This window comes from Pseudomonas sp. xss_2, from assembly GCF_043104195.1.
Taxonomy (GTDB): domain Bacteria; phylum Pseudomonadota; class Gammaproteobacteria; order Pseudomonadales; family Pseudomonadaceae; genus Aquipseudomonas; species Aquipseudomonas urmiensis.
In genome coordinates, this window is the sequence record NZ_JBICKL010000047.1 from 1 (window position 1) to 21679 (window position 21679).

13 protein-coding genes are annotated in these 21679 nt (G+C 61.8%); 12 read left to right on the forward strand and 1 reads right to left on the reverse strand.

The annotated features are described in order from the left end of the window. The first annotated feature begins 144 nt into the window (after positions 1–144). From hutU to hutG, 5 genes are all read left to right on the forward strand, one after another. Positions 145–1818, forward strand: coding sequence for a urocanate hydratase (gene hutU, locus ACF8K2_RS10705; RefSeq protein WP_392464743.1), 1674 nt, complete (start codon positions 145–147; stop codon positions 1816–1818). Between the two features lie 74 nt (positions 1819–1892). Beyond that, positions 1893–3425 (forward strand): histidine ammonia-lyase, encoded by a 1533-nt coding sequence (gene hutH, locus ACF8K2_RS10710; protein ID WP_392464745.1) that lies wholly within the window; start codon positions 1893–1895, stop codon positions 3423–3425. A gap of 68 nt (positions 3426–3493) precedes the next feature. Beyond that, positions 3494–4897, forward strand: coding sequence for an amino acid permease (locus ACF8K2_RS10715; protein WP_264235622.1), 1404 nt, complete (start codon positions 3494–3496; stop codon positions 4895–4897). Between the two features lie 15 nt (positions 4898–4912). Next, positions 4913–6118 (forward strand): imidazolonepropionase, encoded by a 1206-nt coding sequence (gene hutI, locus ACF8K2_RS10720; RefSeq protein WP_392464748.1) that lies wholly within the window; start codon positions 4913–4915, stop codon positions 6116–6118. Between the two features lie 11 nt (positions 6119–6129). Beyond that, the gene (hutG, locus tag ACF8K2_RS10725; RefSeq protein ID WP_392464749.1) at positions 6130–6933 is read left to right on the forward strand and encodes an N-formylglutamate deformylase; all 804 of its coding nucleotides are present in this window, start codon (positions 6130–6132) and stop codon (positions 6931–6933) included. A gap of 44 nt (positions 6934–6977) precedes the next feature. Here hutG and ACF8K2_RS10730 read toward each other — a convergent pair whose 3' ends face one another. Then, positions 6978–12623 carry an NEL-type E3 ubiquitin ligase domain-containing protein gene (locus ACF8K2_RS10730; RefSeq protein WP_392464750.1) on the reverse strand — a complete coding sequence of 1882 codons (5646 nt, stop codon included), beginning with the start codon at positions 12621–12623 and terminating at the stop codon, positions 6978–6980. A 194-nt stretch (positions 12624–12817) separates the two neighbouring features. Here ACF8K2_RS10730 and pip point away from each other — a divergent pair, with 194 nt between their 5' ends. The 7 genes from pip (at position 12818) to ACF8K2_RS10765 (ending at position 21628) form a co-directional block, all read left to right on the forward strand. Beyond that, positions 12818–13789 (forward strand): prolyl aminopeptidase, encoded by a 972-nt coding sequence (gene pip, locus ACF8K2_RS10735; RefSeq protein ID WP_312151336.1) that lies wholly within the window; start codon positions 12818–12820, stop codon positions 13787–13789. Further along, positions 13786–14223, forward strand: a complete 438-nt coding sequence (dtd, locus tag ACF8K2_RS10740; RefSeq protein ID WP_186557635.1) for a D-aminoacyl-tRNA deacylase — start codon at positions 13786–13788, stop codon at positions 14221–14223. The genes pip and dtd overlap by 4 nt, the downstream gene beginning before the upstream one ends. A gap of 263 nt (positions 14224–14486) precedes the next feature. After that, the gene (locus tag ACF8K2_RS10745; protein WP_217838544.1) at positions 14487–16202 is read left to right on the forward strand and encodes a glucan biosynthesis protein G; all 1716 of its coding nucleotides are present in this window, start codon (positions 14487–14489) and stop codon (positions 16200–16202) included. Next, positions 16195–18768, forward strand: coding sequence for a glucans biosynthesis glucosyltransferase MdoH (mdoH, locus tag ACF8K2_RS10750; protein WP_392464751.1), 2574 nt, complete (start codon positions 16195–16197; stop codon positions 18766–18768). Before ACF8K2_RS10745 ends, mdoH begins: the two co-directional genes overlap by 8 nt. Before the next feature lie 262 nt (positions 18769–19030). Beyond that, positions 19031–19828 (forward strand): transporter substrate-binding domain-containing protein, encoded by a 798-nt coding sequence (locus ACF8K2_RS10755; protein ID WP_186557389.1) that lies wholly within the window; start codon positions 19031–19033, stop codon positions 19826–19828. A gap of 110 nt (positions 19829–19938) precedes the next feature. Then, on the forward strand, positions 19939–20901 hold the full coding sequence (locus ACF8K2_RS10760) for an amino acid ABC transporter permease (protein WP_392464753.1): 963 nt from the start codon (positions 19939–19941) through the stop codon (positions 20899–20901). Then, positions 20894–21628, forward strand: a complete 735-nt coding sequence (locus ACF8K2_RS10765; protein WP_392464755.1) for an amino acid ABC transporter ATP-binding protein — start codon at positions 20894–20896, stop codon at positions 21626–21628. The genes ACF8K2_RS10760 and ACF8K2_RS10765 overlap by 8 nt, the downstream gene beginning before the upstream one ends. Positions 21629–21679: the final 51 nt, after the last annotated feature.

Here is a 21679-nt window from a genome sequence, read left to right on the forward strand (position 1 = left end):
CGCGATGGGCTGCAAAGCGGCCCTAATCATTTAAGGGAAAGGCACAATATTTTTAGTTGTCCATGCTTGTACATACAAGTAAAGGTGTGTTTGTATATTGTCCATCGACACACCGCCGTCGGATGACCGCAGAGGACCTTCCCCGTGACTGACAACAACAAATACCGTGACGTAGAAATCCGTGCCCCGCGTGGCAACAAGCTGACCGCCAAAAGCTGGATGACCGAAGCGCCGCTGCGCATGCTGATGAACAACCTCGACCCGCAGGTGGCCGAGAACCCCAAGGAACTGGTGGTCTACGGCGGCATTGGCCGCGCCGCACGTAACTGGGAGTGCTACGACAAGATCGTCGAGACCCTGACCCGCCTGGAAGACGACGAGACCCTGCTGGTGCAGTCTGGCAAGCCGGTCGGTGTGTTCAAGACCCACAGCAACGCCCCGCGCGTGTTGATCGCCAACTCCAACCTGGTGCCGCACTGGGCCAACTGGGAGCACTTCAACGAACTGGATGCCAAGGGCCTGGCCATGTACGGTCAGATGACCGCCGGCAGCTGGATCTACATCGGCAGCCAGGGCATTGTCCAAGGCACCTACGAAACCTTCGTCGAAGCCGGTCGCCAGCACTACAACGGCAGCCTCAAGGGCAAGTGGGTGCTCACCGCCGGCCTTGGCGGCATGGGCGGCGCCCAGCCACTGGCGGCGACCCTGGCCGGCGCTTGCTCGCTGAACATCGAGTGCCAGCAGAGCCGGATCGATTTCCGCCTGAGCAGCCGCTATGTCGACGAGCAAGCCAGCGATCTGGACGACGCGCTGGCGCGCATTGGCAAATACACCGCCGAAGGCAAAGCCATCTCCATCGCCCTGCTGGGCAACGCCGCCGAAATCCTGCCGGAGCTGGTCAAGCGTGGCGTGCGTCCGGACATGGTCACTGACCAGACCAGCGCCCACGACCCGCTCAACGGCTACCTGCCCGCTGGCTGGACCTGGGAGCAGTACCGCGACCGCGCCCAGACCGAACCGGCCGCAGTGGTCAAGGCTGCCAAGCAGTCCATGGCCGTTCACGTGCAGGCCATGCTCGACTTCCAGAAGCAGGGTGTGCCGACCTTCGACTACGGCAACAACATTCGCCAGATGGCCAAGGAAGAGGGCGTGAGCAATGCCTTCGACTTCCCAGGCTTCGTTCCGGCCTATATCCGTCCGCTGTTCTGCCGCGGCGTGGGTCCATTCCGCTGGGCCGCGCTGTCGGGCGAAGCTGAAGACATCTACAAAACCGATGCCAAGGTCAAAGAGCTGATCGCTGACGACGCCCACCTGCACCGCTGGCTGGACATGGCCCGCGAGCGCATCAGCTTCCAGGGCCTGCCGGCGCGTATCTGCTGGGTTGGCCTGGGCCTGCGTGCCAAGCTGGGCCTGGCCTTCAACGAAATGGTGCGTAGCGGCGAGTTGTCGGCGCCGATCGTCATTGGTCGCGACCACCTTGATTCCGGCTCGGTCTCCAGCCCGAACCGCGAAACCGAATCGATGCGCGATGGCTCCGACGCGGTGTCCGACTGGCCGCTGCTCAACGCCCTGCTCAATACCGCCAGCGGCGCTACCTGGGTTTCGCTGCACCACGGTGGCGGCGTGGGCATGGGCTTCTCGCAACACTCAGGCATGGTCATCGTCTGCGATGGTAGCGACGAAGCCGCCGAGCGCATTGCCCGCGTGCTGACCAACGACCCAGGCACCGGCGTCATGCGCCATGCCGATGCCGGTTACCCGATCGCTGTCGACTGCGCCAAAGAGCAGGGCCTCGATCTGCCGATGATCACAGGTTGATCGTCAGCACCGAACAAGGGCGATACTGAATAACAAGAAGGGGCCTGCGGGCCCCATGCGAATGGAGTAGCGAAGTGACCGAACTGACCCTCAAGCCCGGTACCCTGACCCTGGCCCAGCTGCGCGCGATCCACGCCGCGCCCGTGCAACTGCGCCTGGATGACAGTGCTGGCCCGGCGATCAATGCCAGCGTCGCTTGCGTCGAACAGATTCTCGCCGAGGACCGCACAGCCTACGGCATCAACACCGGTTTTGGCCTGCTGGCCTCGACCCGCATTGCCCGCGAAGACCTGGAAAACCTGCAGCGCTCGCTGGTGCTGTCGCACGCTGCCGGCATCGGCGCGCCGCTGGATGACGCCATGGTGCGCTTGATCATGGTGCTCAAGATCAACAGCCTGAGCCGGGGTTTCTCCGGTATTCGCCGCAAGGTCATCGATGCGCTGATCGCCTTGGTCAACGCTGAAGTCTATCCGCACATTCCGCTCAAGGGTTCGGTAGGCGCCTCGGGCGACCTGGCACCATTGGCGCACATGTCGCTGGTGCTGCTGGGTGAGGGCAAGGCGCGTTATCAGGGTCAGTGGTTGCCTGCAAACGAGGCCCTGGCAGTGGCCGGCCTCGAGCCGCTGACCCTGGCAGCCAAAGAGGGGCTGGCCCTGCTCAATGGTACCCAGGCATCGACTGCCTACGCCTTGCGTGGGTTGTTCCACGCCGAAGACCTGTTCGCTGCGGCGATCATCTGCGGCGGCCTTACCGTCGAAGCGGCGCTGGGTTCGCGTTCGCCATTCGATGCACGCATCCACGAAGTGCGTGGCCAGCGCGGCCAGATCGACGCGGCAGCTTGCTACCGCGATCTGCTCGGCGATTCCAGCGAGGTGTCGCGCTCGCACGAGAACTGCGGCAAGGTCCAGGATCCCTACTCGCTGCGCTGCCAGCCACAGGTCATGGGCGCCTGCCTGACCCAGTTGCGCCAGGCTGCCGAGGTATTGGCCATCGAGTCCAACGCGGTGTCGGATAACCCGTTGGTGTTCGCCGCCGAAGGCGATGTGATCTCCGGGGGTAATTTCCACGCCGAGCCGGTGGCGATGGCGGCTGACAACCTGGCGCTGGCGATTGCCGAGATCGGTGCGCTGAGCGAGCGGCGCATCTCGCTGATGATGGACAAGCACATGTCCCAGCTGCCGCCGTTCCTGGTAGAAAACGGCGGGGTCAACTCGGGCTTCATGATCGCCCAGGTGACGGCTGCCGCGCTGGCCAGCGAAAACAAGGCGCTGTCGCATCCGCACAGCGTCGACAGCCTGCCGACTTCGGCCAACCAGGAAGACCATGTGTCGATGGCCCCGGCGGCGGGCAAGCGGTTGTGGGAAATGGCCGAGAACACCCGTGGCGTGCTGGCTATCGAATGGCTGGGCGCGTGCCAAGGGCTCGACCTGCGCAAGGGGCTGAAAACCTCGGCCAAGCTCGAACAGGCCCGCAAGGCGCTGCGCGAGAAAGTCGCGCACTACGAGCGTGACCGGTTCTTCTCGCCGGATATCGAGATTGCCAGTGAACTGCTGGCTGAGGGCACGCTGACAGGGTTGTTGCCGGCTGGAGTGTTGCCGAGCCTGTGAGATAGCGGGGGCCGCAATGCGGCCCCAACACGCGGTTGTTCGTCCAAAAAAAATAAAAGGGACGCAGAATGCAACAAGCTCAAGGACTCAAACGCGGGCTATCGTCCCGCCACATTCGTTTTATGGCCCTCGGCTCTGCCATCGGCACCGGCCTGTTCTACGGCTCTGCCTCGGCCATCCAGATGGCCGGCCCCGCCGTGCTGCTGGCCTACCTGATTGGCGGCGCTGCGGTGTTCATGGTCATGCGCGCCCTCGGCGAGATGGCCGTGCACAACCCGGTGGCCGGCTCCTTCGGCCACTACGCCAGCACCTACCTGGGGCCTATGGCCGGTTTCATCCTCGGCTGGACCTACGCCTTCGAGATGATCATCGTCTGCATTGCCGATGTGACCGCCTTCGGTATCTACATGGGCTTCTGGTTCCCCGACGTGCCGCGCTGGATCTGGGTACTGGGCATCGTCTTTCTGATCGGCGGGCTGAACCTGTGCAACGTCAAGGTGTTTGGCGAGATGGAGTTCTGGCTGTCGCTGCTCAAGGTCGGCGCCATCGTGGCGATGATCCTCGCCGGCCTGGGCATCATGGCCTTCGGCTTTGGCCAGGTCGGCAACGGCGCTGCCGTGGGGGTCGGCAATCTGTTCGAGCATGGCGGCTTCATGCCCAACGGTATCGGCGGTTTGATCGCCTCCTTTGCCGTGGTGATGTTCGCCTTTGGCGGTATTGAAATCATCGGCATCACCGCCGGTGAAGCCAAGGATCCGCAGCGGGTGATTCCCAAGGCGATCAACGCCGTGCCGCTGCGCATCCTGCTGTTCTATGTGCTCACCCTGTTCGTGTTGATGTGCCTGTACCCGTGGCCGCAGATCGGCAGCCAAGGCAGCCCGTTCGTGCAGATCTTCAGCAACCTGGGGATCGGCTCAGCCGCCGCCGTGCTCAATGTGGTGGTGATTTCTGCGGCTGTGTCGGCGATCAACAGCGACATCTTCGGCGCGGGTCGGATGATGTATGGCCTGGCGCAACAGGGCCACGCGCCACGCGGTTTTGCCCAACTGTCGAAACACGGCGTACCGTGGCTCACGGTGCTGGTGATGGGGGCGGCGCTGTTGATCGGCGTGGTGCTCAACTACCTGATCCCGGAAAACGTGTTCCTGTTGATCGCCTCGATCGCCACTTTCGCTACGGTGTGGGTGTGGCTGATGATCCTGGTCACACAAGTCGCCATGCGTCGCCGGATGACGCGCGAAGAGGCGGCCCAGCTCAAGTTCCCGGTGCCGTTCTGGCCGTATGGACCAGCGCTGGCGATTGCCTTCATGGTGTTCATCTTTGCGGTGCTCGGTTACTTCCCGGATACCCAGGCGGCATTGCTCGTCGGTGTGGTCTGGGTGGTGTTCCTGGTGGCCTCCTACCTGCTGTGGTGCAAACCGCGCGCAGGCCAGGGCGAGCTGGCCAGGGAGCACGCCGAGCTGCATCGTTAGTAACGGAGACGCTCTATGAGAACCCTTTGGCAGCATTGCCAGGTGGCCAGCATGGCCCAAGGCAGCTACTCGATCATCGACGACGCGGCCATCGTCAGCAACGCAGGCCTGATCGAGTGGATCGGCCCGCGTCGCGAGCTGCCGTCGGTCGATGCCGAGCGCACGGTGGATCTGGCGGGCGCCTGGGTTACCCCAGGGCTGATCGACTGCCACACCCACGCGGTGTTCGGCGGTAACCGCAGCGGCGAGTTCGAACAGCGCCTGCAGGGCGTCAGCTATGCCGAGATTGCCGCGCAAGGCGGCGGCATTGCCAGCACCGTGCGGGCCACCCGCGCGGCCAGCGAGGACGAGCTGTTCGCCAGTGCCCGCCAGCGCGTGCAAGCGCTGATGCGCGATGGCGTCACTACCGTGGAGATCAAGTCCGGCTACGGCCTGGACCTGGCCAACGAACGCAAGATGCTGCGCGTGGCCCGGCGCCTGGCCGAAGAGCTGCCACTGACCGTGCGCAGTACCTGTCTGGCCGCTCATGCCTTGCCGCCGGAATACGCAGGCAGGGCCGATGACTACATCGCGCACATCTGCGACGAGCTGCTGCCCGCGCTGGCGGGCGAGGGCCTGGTGGATGCGGTGGATGCATTCTGCGAGCACCTGGCGTTCTCCCCGGCCCAGGTCGAGCGGGTGTTCATCAAGGCACGTGAACTGGGCCTGCCGGTCAAGCTGCATGCCGAGCAGTTGTCGTCGCTGCATGGCTCGAGCCTGGCGGCACGCTACCAGGCGCTGTCCGCCGATCACCTGGAGTTCATGACCGAAGAGGATGCCATCGCCATGGCTGCGGCCGGCACGGTTGCCGTGCTGCTGCCGGGCGCGTTCTATTTCCTGCGCGAGACCCAGCTGCCGCCGATGGAGGCGCTGCGCAAGCATGGCGTGAAGATTGCCCTGGCCAGCGACCTCAACCCAGGCACTTCGCCAGGCCTGTCGCTGCGCTTGATGCTGAACATGGGCTGTACGTTGTTCCGCATGACCCCGGAGGAGGCCCTGGCCGGCGTCACCCTGCATGCTGCTACCGCGCTCGGGCTGGGTGCTAGCCACGGCTCGCTGGAAGTCGGCAAGCTGGCGGACTTCATCGCCTGGCAGATCGAACGCCCCGCCGACCTTGCCTACTGGCTCGGCGGTGACTTGCCCAAGCGTGTGGTGCGCCGCGGTCACGAGATTTCCAATTGAGCGAGGCAGACATGCACAAGGTATTGAGTTTCCATCAAGGTCGGCTGCCGCTGCTGATCAGCATGCCGCATGCAGGCCTTGGCCTGACGCCGGCTGTGCGCGATGGGCTGGTCGATCAGGCGCGCAGTTTGCCCGACACCGACTGGCACATTCCCCTGCTGTACGACTTCGCCCGTGATCTGGGCGCAAGTGTTGTGGCGGCGCAATACTCACGCTTTGTCATCGATCTCAATCGGCCTGACGATGACAAGCCGTTGTACGCCGGAGCAACCACGGGCCTGTATCCGGCCACATTGTTCGAGGGCGAGCCCCTGTTCAAAGACGGCCTGACGCCTTCTTCTGACGAGCGTGCAGCCTACTTGGAGCAGATCTGGCGCCCTTATCACGACACGATCAAGCATGAGCTGGCGCGTCTACGCGAAGCGTTTGGCTATGCCCTGCTGTGGGATGCGCATTCGATCCGCTCGCATATCCCGCACCTGTTCGAGGACAAGCTACCGGACTTCAACCTTGGCACTTTCAATGGTGCCAGCTGCGACGCGCAGTTGGCCGAGCGGCTCAAGGGGGTGTGCGCTGGGGCCGAAGGTTACAGCCACGTGCTCAACGGACGTTTCAAGGGCGGGCACATCACCCGTCACTACGGCAACCCTGCGCAGCACATCCATGCGGTGCAGCTGGAGTTGGCGCAGAGCACCTATATGGAGGAGGTCGAGCCGTTCACTTACTGTGAGGATCTGGCCCGGCCTACCCAGGTGGTGCTCAAAGGCTTGCTGGAAACGCTGCTGGCATGGGGGCGAGAGCGCTACGGCAAATGACCCTGCACCGAGCGGCGAGCGCTGTCGCCACTTGGTGAAGTCTGTTACGCGTACTCGTGTCCGCTGGCGAGGGTCAGCTCGCGGATCAATCGCGTCATGTTGCGCTCATGTTCCTCCTTCAGGCGGTCGTACTCCGGCTGCAATTGTTCCACCGTCTGATCTGGATACTGGTCGGTGACCGCCAATACCCGGGCCTGATAATCCTCTTCCAGTTGCTTGAAGCGACTGGCGTGGGTTTCTTTCAGGTACTCGATCCAGAAGTCCCGCTGCGCCGCATAGCGCAGGAATGGCTCGGCGTGCTCACCTCGCTGGACCTGAGCCAATGCTTCATCGAGCTCGCCTTTGCGAATGCTGGCCACCGCGCGGTAAAGCATGCTGCTCGGTGGCAATGGCAATTCAAGCGCCTGCGCCCAATGTACACGGTAGGCCAGACGGACCTCTGCCTGATCACGCGTTCCCGCTTGCGCGCGGGCAATGTCGTCCAGCTCCTGCAAGCGATACAGGCGTTGGGTCAGGCGGTACAGGGCCGATCCACGGGAGGCAGATGGGATGTCGCGCAGTGCCTGTTCGGTGAATACGCGAATCTCCATCTGGTTGAAAATCAGCCAGGCGCCATCGGCACAGGTGGTCGTGGCTTCTTGCGCCATGACGTTGAACAGCTGGCGCTCTGCTGCATTGGCGCTGGCTATTTCCAGCACGTGCCAGAGACGCGCAGCGAAATCGGCACGGGTAGCCTGCGTCCGGTAGGGTGCGCTTTGCGTCAGGCGGTCAGTCAGTGCCAGCAAGTCTGGCGCATCAGCACCTGCCACCAGAGCATCCCAGGTGAGCTGGTGCGCTTGGTTTTCCTCAACGGTTCCCAGCAACCAATCCTCGACATTGGCTGCGTTCTGCGCGAAGGGCAGAGTGGGGTTATGTACATGCCCTTCACTGTTGCTGCCGGTGTCTGAGTGAGTGGACTGCGTATCGGAGTCAGAGTCGCTGTGCGATTCCGATTCCGAGTCCGAGGAATGCCGGTCTCTCCAGTGTTCATTGGCGATGCTGGCTGGCAGGTCCATATTGAAAGAATAGGCACGTCGACCATTTTCAGAGGTGTGCGCCCGATACATCGTATCCTCGCTCAGGGGGTTTCCGGTCAGGGATATTTCGGTGTGGCCGACATCGCTGCGAGGGTTGTAGAGGATGTGCTCAGGCAGCTCGATGATCTGATTGTCATCGAGCTCCAGCAGGTAAAGGGGGAACAGTTGCTCGACCCATTGTGGCCAGGTGTGCAGGCCAGTGTTGACTAGCGACAGTGATCTGAGGGTCCTGGACAGCCCTGAGGCATCGACGATAGCGCCTATGCGATTGCCATCGAGCACCAGGGCATTGAGGTTAGGCAGGCTTGCGAAGGTGTCGATTGCGTGCTGGTCGACCAATAGCCCTTGTTCACACAGGTTCAAACGTTGCAGCAATCGTAGCGAGGTCAGCGCGCCGGGCAAGGCCTCGAGCGGCTGTATATGCCCCTCCAGCGTCAGTCCACTGAGTGCGCTGAATTGGCCGAGAAAGTGATCGAGTTGCGCCGGCGTGGCAGACACACGGATCAGTTGCAGGTCATGGATCTGGGCAAAGTAACTACTGGGCAATCGCGCCGGAAAATCGCTGAGGCTAATCTCTGTAAGGCGCAGCGGGGCATTGGTCTCGCCAACTTGTACGCGGCGCAGGTGGGCAAGCAGCGCGTTGCCGACCTGGACTCTGGCGTGGGTAGTCTGTTCGCTTAAGGGCATCGCTGAAGTGGATGCATGCGCCCAGTTATCGAGCGTCTCACTGAGCTCGGCATATTGACGTAGGTGATGGTCCACTATGTTTTGAATCGAAGGTGTGACATCAACATTGAAGGTGTATCGGCCGTTCGTTGCGTTGTCGCGCAGTGTGGTCCTCAAGATGGTATGCAGGGACATGAAATTGCCCTCTAGGGAAACCAGAGTATGAGGAGGCGCGATAGCTGTATCGTCGACTAGGGCGTCAGGTATCGCTGAGATATGGTTGTTGCGCAGTGAAAGGTGGCCCAACCTGGAAACGGCTGCTTCATTCAGCCAGTTAGGCCAAGCCTCCAGCCCTGTGTGATCGAGCCCCAGGAAGCGCAATGACAGACCGTGCAATACGTCTTGGCCACTCACAAGGCGTAGGTTGTTGCCGCTGAGGTCCAGGTATTGGAGCTGGGTAAGGCTGCGAAGCTGATCGAACTCCAGCGCGGAGAGATGGATGTTCAGGTTCACCAGTCGCAGCTCCCTGAGCGCGGGAAAACACCTGGAAATTCGGTACAAGTCATGGGTGGCCGAGTTGCGGCTTGGCGCTACCACGTCACGACCGATCTCCAGAGAGGTCAAATGCCCAAATAATCGATAGAAGCGATCGACTGTTTGAAGATCGTTGACCTGCTGGGGAACAGAGTCAGGCATCCCACTGGTATTCACGTCCACATCAATGAGTTGTAAGCCTTGCACCCGTTGCAAAAAGAAGTCCGGCAGCCGCGCAGGAAAGTCGATCAGCAGGACTCGCTCAAGGCGTAGCGGTGAAGCTGTGCGACCCATCTCCGGCAAGTTGCTGTCGTACCATTGTTGCCAGAGCGCCGCCTGGATCCGACTGCGGCTGGCGGTACGTCTGTCGAGATCGACAAGTGTGCTGGAGGTTTCGCCCCAGCTCGTTAGATCGGCCTCAAGCGCTGAACGTTGCGTCAGCAGTTCGGTCAAGCGTGTATGGATCTGATGACGGTTCAAGCCCAGGTTTTCCAGAGCGTCGAGCAGCGCTTCGGCCGATTGACCCTCGCGGGGTAGCTCCAGCCAGCGAATCATGTCGAGCAGCGTATCTCGGGCGATGAAGCCGGGCAGGGTCCCTTTGCCGCTCAAGGCGTAACCGCTACGGCCATCAGCCAGTCGCATCGGCGACTTGTGCCCTGCTACCACAGGTTGCATCGCCAATGCCTGCCTCAACTTGTGGCGCGTCAACAAGGGGCGCTGCTCAATGGCCTGCTTGAGTTTTGCGCCATCCCATACGCCCGGAAAGCCTAGCGCAGCACGTTGTTCGTCGGGCAATGCATGCAGTAGCGCTGCGTAGAGCTGATCGCGCCCATGCAACTCGAGTCCACTAGCATCGTAGGCCTGGTAATCGCCGGCGTGCCGGGCCAGGACCTTGCGCATTGCTGCATCGTCAGGACCGATGGCACCGATCAGTGCTCCCAGGAAGCTGCCTTGGCGCAGCTCGATCCGCACCTCGGGCGACCAGCCTGGGAGGGTTTGCAGGGTGTGCAGAACCAGGATGTCGGTATCAGGGTTGCGTACCGAGTCCAGATATAGCCCCTCATAGGCGCGGGCCAGGCGAACTTGCTGCTGATAACTGCGCACTTCCATGGCGATACGCGGCGCAATCGTGCCTTTGCGCATTAGCTCCATTTCCGCGGCGCTGGCATGGCGCACGACTTCATCGGCGATAGGCGCGGGCAGTTGTGGATAACGCTGGCTGATCAGCGCTCTAGCCGGCGGCAGCGTGTCCGGCACTACCTGGTAGCGGGCCTGGAACGCACTGATCCTGGAGCTGGAATGGCTGGAACTGCTTGCAAACTCATCGGTGATTGCCTGATCGAGCAGGAACCTGTGCAGCGTATCTTCGAGCAATGCCGGTGCCCGTTGGTTGTCGCTCAATGCTTGTCGCAGTACCGCCTCATGACAGTCACTGACCCGCAGGACCCGTTGGACCGATTGCTCAGACAGCCTACCTGCTTGAGGCAGCAGGCGCTTGAGTAGCGTCGAACCCTCCCATTGTTGTGGTCGATCCAGTGCATGCTGCCAAGCGCCTGCACCATTGTGCCGCAGCGAAGGCGTGTAGCCGAGCGCCTTGGTGGGGTGCTCGATACAGTAGTCCTCGCTGCTCGGTAGTGGTTTGACCGAATACACCTTGTCTTGCAACGCCAACCAGGTTTTGCCCTGATAGTGATACAGACCGAATTCATCCGGCGTAAGCCCGGCAGGTAGCACGATGTCATGGGCGAAAGGTGTCAGATCTGGTTTCCACAACCGAGTTTCGCCATTGGGCAACTCCACGGTCTCAAGCTCTTCGATGAACGAAGGTGTTTCTACCGGGATCCTTTCAAGTGCCGGTGTGCCACCCGCGCCTTCGACAGCGGCTCCTGCACCGCTCAATGCCGCGATGAGCGCCACGTTTTCGGCGACATCCATCAGGTAGCCCAAGGCTTGCTCGCGGTCATCGTTGCCCCAGGCTTCGAGCCCTTCGAACACTTCGAAACCCAATTGGAAGACCGTCACTCCCAACATCACCTGGCCCAGCGCTGGCACGAAGAAACTGGTAAGCGTTAGTGCCTCGAAGGCCAGCTGCATGAAGTAGGCTTTGCGCTTTGCCGCAGTTTTCTCATCTTCCAGAGCTGTGGGTACGGCGTGGAACTGAGCGTCGTCCGTGAGCCGTTGGTGTTTCTGGCTGACCAATTGATCGAGGAAAGGCTCGGTGAAGTACTGCAGGCCGTGGGGTACCACGGCCGTGGGGTCGAACGCCGAGACATACTGGCGTTGCTTGGCATCCCACTTCAAAGGACGCAGCAGATCCAGCAGTTTTTGTGACAACTCTCCTTTGTAGCGCGCTGGCATGAGGGCTTTTAGCTGCGCGAGGTCAAAGGCCCATAGCTGATCGCGCAGGAAGGCTGACAGCGCCTGTGGCGAGCTGTGTTCTTTCAGTGGGATAGGGGCACCGGGCAGGTAGCTCACCAGCACCCCCCTGTAGGGCCTTGCACCGATAATCAAGGCGCCAGTGAGGGCGCGCTTCCACAGGGTCAGGAAGTTGCAGGCCAGCGGGTCGCCCCGATAGTTGGCCTTGCCTTCAGTGGCGAGTGTCAGCAGCGCCTGGTACATGTCTTTGCTGAGGTTTTTTTGCAAGTAGGCCAGGTGTACATGGACGCGGAATGCAGATTGTTCTGCTCGCTTGAATGTTTGTCGGACGTCGTAAGCCGTGGACGAAACCTGGTTGGGGGAGGGCTTGGGGTGGTAGATGGCGTCGATCAACGCTTGATACTGGCCGCCAATGTCCAACTCACGAGACAAGGCTGCGAACTGCTCGGGTGCAATCGCCACGGGGTTGCCCTGTGACGTCAGGAACACGAACTCGTCGCTGTCAACGATTACCGACTGCAGCGAGTCGGTGTCCAGGCCTTTGGCTTGCGTTTCCGATGCTTCGAAGTTTTGCATGGCGCAGCGAAGCAACGACTGGGTGGCAAGTTTCAAGGCGCGCTGGCCATCAACAATGCCATCCTTATCCAGGCTCAGCTTGTAGGCCGCAGCTTTGCTGGCATTGATCAGGTAGGTCTTGACTACGTTCAGCTTCACGCCAAAGCGAGTATGTATCGCCTGGGTCAGGCGGCGTGAGGCGAAGTGTTCGAGTTTAGGCAAGGGTTTGAGCAGCGCCCTTGCTTGCGCTTCGTACTCACGGTGCAACGCATAGTCCTGCGCCAGCGCTTTTACTGTCATCGGGTCGGTTTGGCAGGCCGCCTCGAACCAGGATACCGGTTTGTTGATCGATGCGCGTAAGCGATCATGGGTATGCTTGCTGGCGTTGGCAACCCAATCGGGCAATTTGCTTGCTACCAGTCTTTGTTGGGGCGTGCTGGCCGAGGTGTCGGAGTCGGATTGAGTGGCGGGTAGGGCAGTCATGATTGAGCCTCGTTTCAAGGGCTTTCGATCCTATGACCTGGCAACGCGGTACGATCCATACAATGATCTAGCTTGCGGCTCCCCTGGCAGTATCGCGCCTCACCCGCGTCGCGACTTGACACTGGAGCATGCTCAAAGCGCAATTCAGGTTTATGATGCCCAACGGCAGATTAAATCCTCACACGGAGTGCGCAATGCAGACCCTGTACCCGCAGATCAAACCCTACGCCCGGCACGATCTGGCCGTGCAAGCGCCGCATGTGCTGTATGTCGATGAGAGCGGTTCACCGGAAGGTCTGCCAGTGGTGTTCATCCACGGAGGGCCGGGTGCCGGCTGCGACGCGCAGAGCCGCTGCTATTTTGACCCCAACCTGTATCGCATCATTACTTTCGATCAGCGCGGTTGCGGCCGTTCCACGCCGCACGCGAGTCTGGAGAACAACACGACCTGGCATCTGGTCGAGGACCTGGAGCGCATTCGCCAGCACCTGGGCATCGACAAGTGGGTGCTGTTTGGCGGTTCCTGGGGTTCGACCCTGGCCCTGGCCTACGCCCAGACCCACCCCGAGCGCGTGCATGGCTTGATCCTGCGCGGCATCTTCCTGTGCCGCCCGCAGGAGATCCGGTGGTTCTACCAGGAAGGTGCCAGCCGCCTGTTCCCTGACTATTGGCAGGACTACATCGCGCCGATCCCCGCCGATGAACGCGACGACCTGGTCAAGGCCTTCCACAAGCGCCTGACCGGCAACGACCAGATCGCCCAGATGCACGCGGCCAAGGCCTGGTCGACCTGGGAGGGCCGGACCGCGACCCTGCGCCCTAATCCGCTGGTGGTCGATCGTTTCTCCGAGCCACAGCGCGCACTGTCGATCGCCCGGATCGAGTGTCACTACTTCACCAACAATGCTTTCCTGGAGCCGGACCAGCTGATCCGCGACATGCCCAAGATCGCCCACCTGCCAGCGGTGATCGTGCATGGCCGCTACGACGTCATCTGCCCGCTGGACAACGCCTGGGAGCTGCATCAGGCCTGGCCCAACAGTGAGCTGAAGGTTATCCGCGATGCCGGTCATGCCGCGTCGGAGCCCGGTATCACCGATGCGTTGGTGCGCGCTGCCGATCAGATGGCCCGGCGCCTGCTCGACCTGCCCTTGGAAGAAGCATGAAAGGCTTGCTGCAGCGAGTGCGCGGGGCGCGAGTCGAGGTAGAGGGGGAGATCGTCGGTGCCATCGACCAGGGTTTGCTGGTGCTGGTGGCAGTCGAGCCTGAAGATACCCGTGAACATGCCGATAAGCTGTTGCACAAGCTGCTCAACTACCGGGTGTTCAGCGATGCCGACGGCAAGATGAACCTGTCGCTCAAGGACATCGGCGGCGGCTTGCTGCTGGTGTCCCAGTTCACTCTGGCGGCCGATACGCGTAGCGGCATGCGCCCGGGCTTCTCGACTGCCGCACCACCGGCGCTGGGCGCCGAGTTGTTCGACTATCTGCTGGCGCGCGCACGGACCTCGCACGAGGACGTTGCCAGCGGTCGTTTTGGCGCCGACATGCAGGTGCACCTGGTCAATGATGGCCCCGTAACATTTATGTTACAAATCTGAGGCGAAATAACCCCCTGTTTGCAGGAAAACAAGGGGGTTTGTACGATAAATAGTTTGTACAGCCTGATGCGTTGTAACGCGGCCTGCTGGATAATCGCGCGCTGCGTGAACCTGCGTTCGCAGGTTCGTTTCACCTTGACTCGAGCATTGTCTGGATCCGTTTGGGGAATCATTACGCCCTCACGGGGTCCGAACAGTGCTCGCCAACCCGGCATTGGTCGCTGGCCGTTGGTTTCATGATCTGTTTTCGGCGAGGGTTGCTCGTGATTGTAAGTCCCTGTAATGCACCAAGAATCCCCGGCAATCGGCTGCGCAAGGCCCTGGCGGCTGGCGTAGCACTGGTCGGCCTGATGAGCGCTGGCCAGCTGTGGGCATTCAATCTTGACGATGTTGCAGCCAAGGCAAAGGATCTGGCCGGCCAGAAGTACGAAGCACCGAAGAGCAATCTGCCGGCGGTGTTCCGCGACATGAAGTACGCCGATTACCAGAAAATCCGCTTCCTTCAGGAAAAGGCCGAGTGGGCCAAGGACAAGACGCCGTTCAAGCTGTCCTTCTACCACCAGGGCATGCACTTCGACACACCGGTGAAGATCAACCAGGTCACCGCCACCAAGGTCGAGGAAATCAAGTACGACCCGAGCCGCTTCGAGTTCCAGGACGTGCCGCACGACGCCAAGACCGTCGAGAACCTCGGCTACGCCGGTTTCCGCGTGCTCTATCCGATCAACAAGGCCGACAAGCAAGACGAGATCATGACCTTGCTTGGCGCCAGCTATTTCCGCGTCGTCGGCAAGGGCCACGCCTATGGCCTGTCGGCCCGTGGCCTGGCCATCGACACTGCGCTGCCGTCCGGCGAAGAATTCCCGCGGTTCACCGAGTTCTGGGTCGAAAAGCCCAAGCCGGCCGACAAGCACCTGGTGATCTACGCCCTGCTCGACTCGCCGCGTTCCACCGGCGCCTACAAGCTAACCGTGCGCCCGGGCAACGACACCATCGTCGACGTCAAGTCGCGCATCTACCTGCGTGATCACGTCAGCCGCCTGGGTATCGCGCCGCTGACCAGCATGTACCTGTTTGGCCCTAACCAGCCCTCCAAGGTCATGAACTACCGTCCGGCCCTGCACGACTCCGAAGGCCTGTCGATCCATGCCGCCAACGGCGAATGGCTGTGGCGCCCGCTGAACAACCCGAAACACCTGGCTGTGAGCAACTTCAGCGTCGAGAACCCGCGTGGTTTCGGCCTGATGCAGCGTCACCGCGCCTTCAGCGACTATGAAGACCTCGATGACAACTACCAGAAGCGTCCAAGCACCTGGATCGAGCCTAAGGGCGACTGGGGCAAAGGCACCGTCGATCTGGTCGAGATCCCGACCGCCGACGAGACCAACGACAATATCGTTGCCTTCTGGAGCCCGGAGACCCTGCCAGAGCCAGGTAAACCAGCCGACTACGACTACCGCCTGCACTGGACCATCGACGAGCCTAAGTTCCAGGCCCCAGAGCTAGGTTGGGTCAAGCAGACCCTGCGTTCGACCGGTGACGTCAAGCAGTCCAACCTGATCCGTCAGCCGGACGGTAGCGTGGCTTTCCTGGTCGATTTCGCGGGCCCCGCTCTGGCTGCGTTGAAGGAAGACGCCAAGGTGCGTAGCCAGATCAGCGTTGGCGACAACGCCGAAGTGGTCGAGAACAATCTGCGCTATAACCCAGAGACCAAGGGCTGGCGCCTGACCTTGCGCCTGAAGATCCAGGATCCGAAGAAGTCCACCGAGATGCGCGCTGCCCTGCTGCAGGACGTTCCGGTCGAAGCACCTAAGCCGGCCAAGGACACCAAGCATGACAAGGCTGCGGCCAAGCATGCCAAGGCTGAAAAGCCTGCCGAGCAACCAGCCGCCGATGCGGCGTCCACCAACGGGGCCCCGGCCACCACCGAGAAGGTGCTGACCGAAACCTGGAGCTATCAGTTGCCTGCCGATGAGTAACTCAAGCGCAAGGCCAGAATCGCTTGGCGAGTACCTGGCCCACTTACCACTGAGCGACGAGCAGCGGGCCGAACTCGCCCACTGCGCCTCGTTCAGCGAGCTGCACCAACGCCTGGCGGCCAATCCGGCCGCCACTGCCACCGAGGCCGTACAGGCCTCGGTGGGCCCACGCCTGACCGTGGGCAGCGCCGCCGAGCTGGAAGACGCCGAAATGCTCGGCGTCGACGGCAGCGGTCGGCTGTGCCTGAAGATCGCCCCGCCGATCAAGCGCACCCGGGTTCTGCCCGAGCCATGGCGCACCAACATCCTGGTGCGCATGTGGCGGCGCATGACGGGCCGCACCAACGCACCGCAGCCGCCCAAACGCGAACTGCCGCCAGCGCGCTGGCGCTGGGTCGGCTCGCTGCGTCGCTATATCCTGCTGGCGCTGATGCTCGGTCAGACCATCGTTGCCGGCTGGTACATGAAAGGCATCCTGCCGTACCAGGGCTGGTCGTTCGTCGATCTCGACGAGATCATGAACCAGTCGCTGTGGGACACCGTCGTGCAGGTCTGGCCGTATGCATTGCAGACCTCCATCCTGATTCTGTTCGGTATCCTCTTCTGCTGGGTGTCGGCGGGCTTCTGGACCGCGCTGATGGGCTTCCTCGAGCTGCTCACCGGGCGTGACAAGTACAAGATCTCCGGCAGCAGTGCCGGTAGCGAGCCGATCGCCGCCGAAGCGCGTACCGCGCTGGTAATGCCGATCTGCAACGAAGACGTGCCACGGGTGTTTGCCGGTCTGCGCGCGACCTTCGAGTCGGTGGCCGCCACCGGCAACCTCGATCGGTTCGATTTCTTCGTGCTCAGCGACACCAACGATCCAGACATCGCCGTTGCCGAACAGCAGGCCTGGCTGGACGTGTGCCGCGAGGCCAAGGGCTTTGGTCGCATCTTCTACCGCCGTCGCCGCCGTCGCGTCAAACGCAAGAGCGGCAACCTTGACGACTTCTGCCGTCGTTGGGGCAGCGAGTACAAGTACATGGTGGTACTCGACGCCGACAGCGTGATGAGTGGTGACTGCCTGAGCAGCCTGGTGCGCCTGATGGAGGCCAACCCGGATGCCGGCATCATCCAGACCGCGCCGAAGGCCTCGGGCATGGACACCCTGTATGCGCGACTGCAGCAGTTCGCGACCCGCGTATACGGCCCGTTGTTCACCGCTGGCCTGCACTTCTGGCAGCTGGGCGAATCGCACTATTGGGGGCACAACGCGATCATTCGGATGAAGCCGTTCATCGAGCACTGCGCCCTCGCGCCGTTGCCCGGTAAGGGCGCCTTCGCCGGTGCGATTCTGTCCCACGACTTCGTCGAAGCGGCGCTGATGCGTCGGGCCGGCTGGGGAGTGTGGATCGCCTACGACCTGCCGGGCAGTTATGAAGAGTTACCGCCCAACCTGCTCGATGAGCTCAAGCGCGACCGGCGTTGGTGCCACGGCAACCTGATGAACTTCCGCCTGTTCCTGGTCAAGGGCATGCACCCGGTACACCGTGCGGTGTTCCTTACCGGGGTGATGTCGTACCTGTCGGCGCCGTTGTGGTTCTTCTTCCTGGTGCTGTCGACCGCCTTGCTGGCGACCAACACCCTGATGGAGCCGCAGTACTTCATCGAGCCGTTCCAGCTCTACCCGTTGTGGCCACAATGGCACCCGGAGAAGGCCATTGCGCTGTTCTCCACCACCATCGTGCTGCTGTTCCTGCCCAAGCTGCTGAGCATCATCCTGATCTGGGCCAAGGGCGCCACCGAGTTCGGTGGGCGGATCAAGGTCACCCTGTCGATGCTGATCGAGATGCTGTTCTCGATGCTGCTGGCGCCGGTACGGATGATCTTCCATACCCGCTTCGTCCTGGCCGCGTTCCTCGGCTGGGCGGCGACCTGGAACTCGCCGCAGCGTGACGACGACTCCACCCCGTGGAGCGAAGCGGTGCGTCGCCATGGTCCACAGACCCTGTTGGGCTTTGCCTGGGCCGCGTTGGTGGCCTGGTTGAACCCAAGCTTCCTGTGGTGGTTGGCGCCGATCGTTGGTTCGCTGGTGCTGTCGATCCCGGTTTCGGTGATCTCCAGCCGCGTGCGCCTGGGCCTGCGGGCCAAGGACGAGAAGCTGTTCCTCATTCCTGAGGAGTACGCGACCCCGCACGAGCTGTTGGCGACCGACCAGTACACCCACGAGAACCGCTGGCATGCGCTGCATGACGGCTTCGTGCGGGCAGTGGTCGACCCACGCCAGAACGCTTTGGCCTGCGCGATGGGGACTGCCCGGCATGGCCAGGCGGCACCGATCGAAGCGCTGCGTGAAGAGCGCATCGCCAAGGCATTGGAAGTCGGGCCGAAAGGACTGGACGGCAATACCCGTCTGGCGCTGTTGAGCGATCCGGTGGCGCTGTCGCGCCTGCATGAGCGGGTCTGGGCCGAGCACAATTCGGCCTGGATCGATGTCTGGCGCAACTCGATCAACAGCGATCCGCATTCGCCGCTGTTGCCGTTGCATCCGGAGAATGAGGCACAGCCTTCCTTGGTAGGTGCCTGATCCAACCTTGGGGCCGCTTTGCGGCCCTTCGCAGGCAAGTCCACTCCCACAGGGTTCGATGCACGACCTGTAGGAGCGGGCTTGCCCGCGATGGGCTGCAAAGCAGCCCCATAGGCCTATTTTGGCCAACAAAGTCCCCCCAGGCTCTAGGTCCCGAGCCGCGCATGCGTTAGCATCCCATCCGATATTTCGCAGCGGTCTGTAGGACCGTTACTGCCAACAATAAGATTTCGTACTCTTTTTGCTAGGGGACTTGGTGATGATGAAGAAATACCTGTCGCGACTGCTGGTCGGCGTCACCGCGCTGGTCGCAGTGGCCAGCGCCCAGGCCGGCGCCATCGACGACGCGGTCAAGAGCGGTACCCTGCGGGTCGGCATGGACCCGACCTACATGCCCTTCCAGATGACCAACAAGCGCGGTGAAATCATCGGCTTCGAAGTGGACATCCTCAAGGCCATGGCCAAGTCCATGGGCGTCAAGCTGGAGACCGTCTCCACCGCCTACGACGGCATCATCCCAGCCCTGCTGACCAACAAGTTCGACATGATCGGCAGCGGCATGACCCTGACCCAAGAGCGCAACCTGCGCCTGAACTTCAGCGAACCGTTCATCGTCGTCGGCCAGACCCTGCTGATCCGCAAGGAGCTGGCGGGTGAGATCAAGTCGTATAAAGACCTGAACAACGAGAAGTACCGCGTTACCTCCAAGCTCGGCACCACCGGCGAGATGGTCACCAAGAAGCTGATCAGCAAAGCCAAGTACCACGGCTACGACAACGAGCAGGAAGCGGTGATGGACGTGGTCAACGGCAAGGCTGATGCCTTCGTCTACGACGCGCCTTACAACGTGGTGGCGGTGGAGAAGGCCGGCGCTGGCAAGCTGCTGTTCCTCGAAGAGCCCTTCACCTACGAGCCGCTGGCTTTCGGCCTGAAGAAAGGCGACTACGACAGCATCAACTTCATCAACAACTTCCTGCACCAGATCAAGCATGACGGGACCTACGATCGTATCCACGACAAGTGGTTCAAGAACAAGGACTGGCTGAAGGAAATGGAATAAATCACAGCTACAAGCCGCAAGCTGCAAGCTGCAAGAAGAAGCGGATCGGTGCACGGTCTGCCCTCTCTTGCAGCTTGTAGCTTGCGGCTTGCTGCTTTTTGGAGTCCCACGTGATCAAACACAAGAAAGCCCAGTGGCCCTGGCACGCGCTGACCGCGCTGGTGTTGGTGGGCCTGGCGATCAGCCTGTACTTCGCCACCTCGTTGATGTCCTACGAGTGGCGCTGGAACCGCGTTCCCCAGTACTTCGCCTACCAGGCCGAAGAGGCTCAGCGCGCAGCCAGCTATGGCACCGTGCAGGAAATCGTCCTGCAAGGCGACAGCGCCCGCGTCACGCTCAAGGGCGAGGATGGCCAAGAGCAGGTGCTGGAGGTGGCCAAGGACAGCCTGCAACTGAGCCGCGGTGATGACGTCGCCGAAGGCGATCAGATCGGTGTAACCCGGCACTGGGCGGCCGGTCCGCTGGCCTGGGGCCTGTGGACCACGCTGTGGCTGTCGGTGGTGTCCGGTGCTTTGGGCCTGGTGATCGGCCTGATCGCCGGTTTGTGCCGGTTGTCGAACAACCCGACCCTGCGTGACCTGTCGACGGTCTACGTCGAACTAGTACGCGGCACACCGCTTTTGGTGCAGATTTTCATCTTCTACTTCTTCATCGGCACTGTGCTCAATCTGTCTCGCGAGTTCGCTGGGGTGGCGGCGCTGGCGCTGTTCACGGGCGCCTACGTCGCGGAGATCGTGCGCGCCGGCGTGCAGTCGATTGCCAAGGGGCAGAACGAGGCGGCGCGCTCGCTGGGCCTGAATGCCGGGCAGTCGATGCGTCATGTGATTTTGCCGCAGGCCTTCAAACGCGTATTGCCGCCGCTGGCTGGGCAGTTCATCAGCCTGGTCAAGGACACCTCGCTGGTCTCGGTCATTGCCATCACCGAGCTGACCAAGAGCGGTCGCGAGGCGATCACCACCTCGTTCTCGACCTTCGAGATCTGGTTCTGCGTGGCAGGCCTGTACCTGCTGATCAACCTGCCGCTGTCGCACCTTGCCAGCCGGCTCGAGCGGAGGCTTGCGCAAAGTGATTGAAGTCCGTGATCTGTTGAAAGTGTTCGACACCCGCGGCCAGGTGGTGCGTGCGGTGGACAACGTCACCACGCAGGTGGCCAAGGGCGAAGTGGTGGTGGTGCTGGGCCCGTCGGGTTCCGGTAAATCGACCTTCCTGCGCTGCCTCAATGGCCTGGAGCACTTCGATGCCGGTCATGTGTCGATCAATGGCCTGCAGCTGGATGACCCCAAGACCGACATCAACGCCTATCGCCGCGAAGTCGGCATGGTGTTCCAGCATTTCAACCTGTTCCCGCACATGACCGTGCTGGAGAACCTGTGCCTGGCGCAGAAAGTCGTGCGCAAGCGCAACAAGGCGGACCGCGAAGCCAAGGCGCGGGCGCTGCTGGAAAAGGTAGGCATCGGCCAGAAAGCCAACGAGTATCCATCGCGGCTCTCCGGTGGCCAGCAACAGCGGGTAGCGATTGCTCGGGCGCTGGCGATGGACCCGAAGGTGATGCTGTTCGATGAGCCGACCTCGGCGCTGGACCCAGAGATGGTTGGCGAAGTGCTGGACGTCATGAAGACTCTGGCGCAGGAAGGCATGACCATGGTCTGCGTGACGCACGAGATGGGCTTTGCCCGCGAAGTGGCTGATCGGGTGCTGTTCTTCGATCACGGCAAATTGCTGGAAGACTCGGCGCCGGTGGCGTTCTTCGATTCGCCGAAGGATCCGCGCGCCCAGGCGTTCCTGCGTCAGGTGCTGTAAGACGCAGGGAGCTTTTGCGTGGGAGCGGGCTTGCCCCGCGATAGCGTTGTT

Coding starts and splice junctions, on each gene's coding strand:
- hutI (WP_392464748.1), top strand. CDS start 4,913: ATGAGAACCCTTTGGCAGCATTGCCAGGTGGCCAGCATGGCCCAAGGC.
- hutG (WP_392464749.1), top strand. CDS start 6,130: ATGCACAAGGTATTGAGTTTCCATCAAGGTCGGCTGCCGCTGCTGATC.
- pip (WP_312151336.1), top strand. CDS start 12,818: ATGCAGACCCTGTACCCGCAGATCAAACCCTACGCCCGGCACGATCTG.
- ACF8K2_RS10715 (WP_264235622.1), top strand. CDS start 3,494: ATGCAACAAGCTCAAGGACTCAAACGCGGGCTATCGTCCCGCCACATT.
- ACF8K2_RS10730 (WP_392464750.1), bottom strand. CDS start 12,623: ATGACTGCCCTACCCGCCACTCAATCCGACTCCGACACCTCGGCCAGC.
- mdoH (WP_392464751.1), top strand. CDS start 16,195: ATGAGTAACTCAAGCGCAAGGCCAGAATCGCTTGGCGAGTACCTGGCC.
- ACF8K2_RS10755 (WP_186557389.1), top strand. CDS start 19,031: ATGAAGAAATACCTGTCGCGACTGCTGGTCGGCGTCACCGCGCTGGTC.
- dtd (WP_186557635.1), top strand. CDS start 13,786: ATGAAAGGCTTGCTGCAGCGAGTGCGCGGGGCGCGAGTCGAGGTAGAG.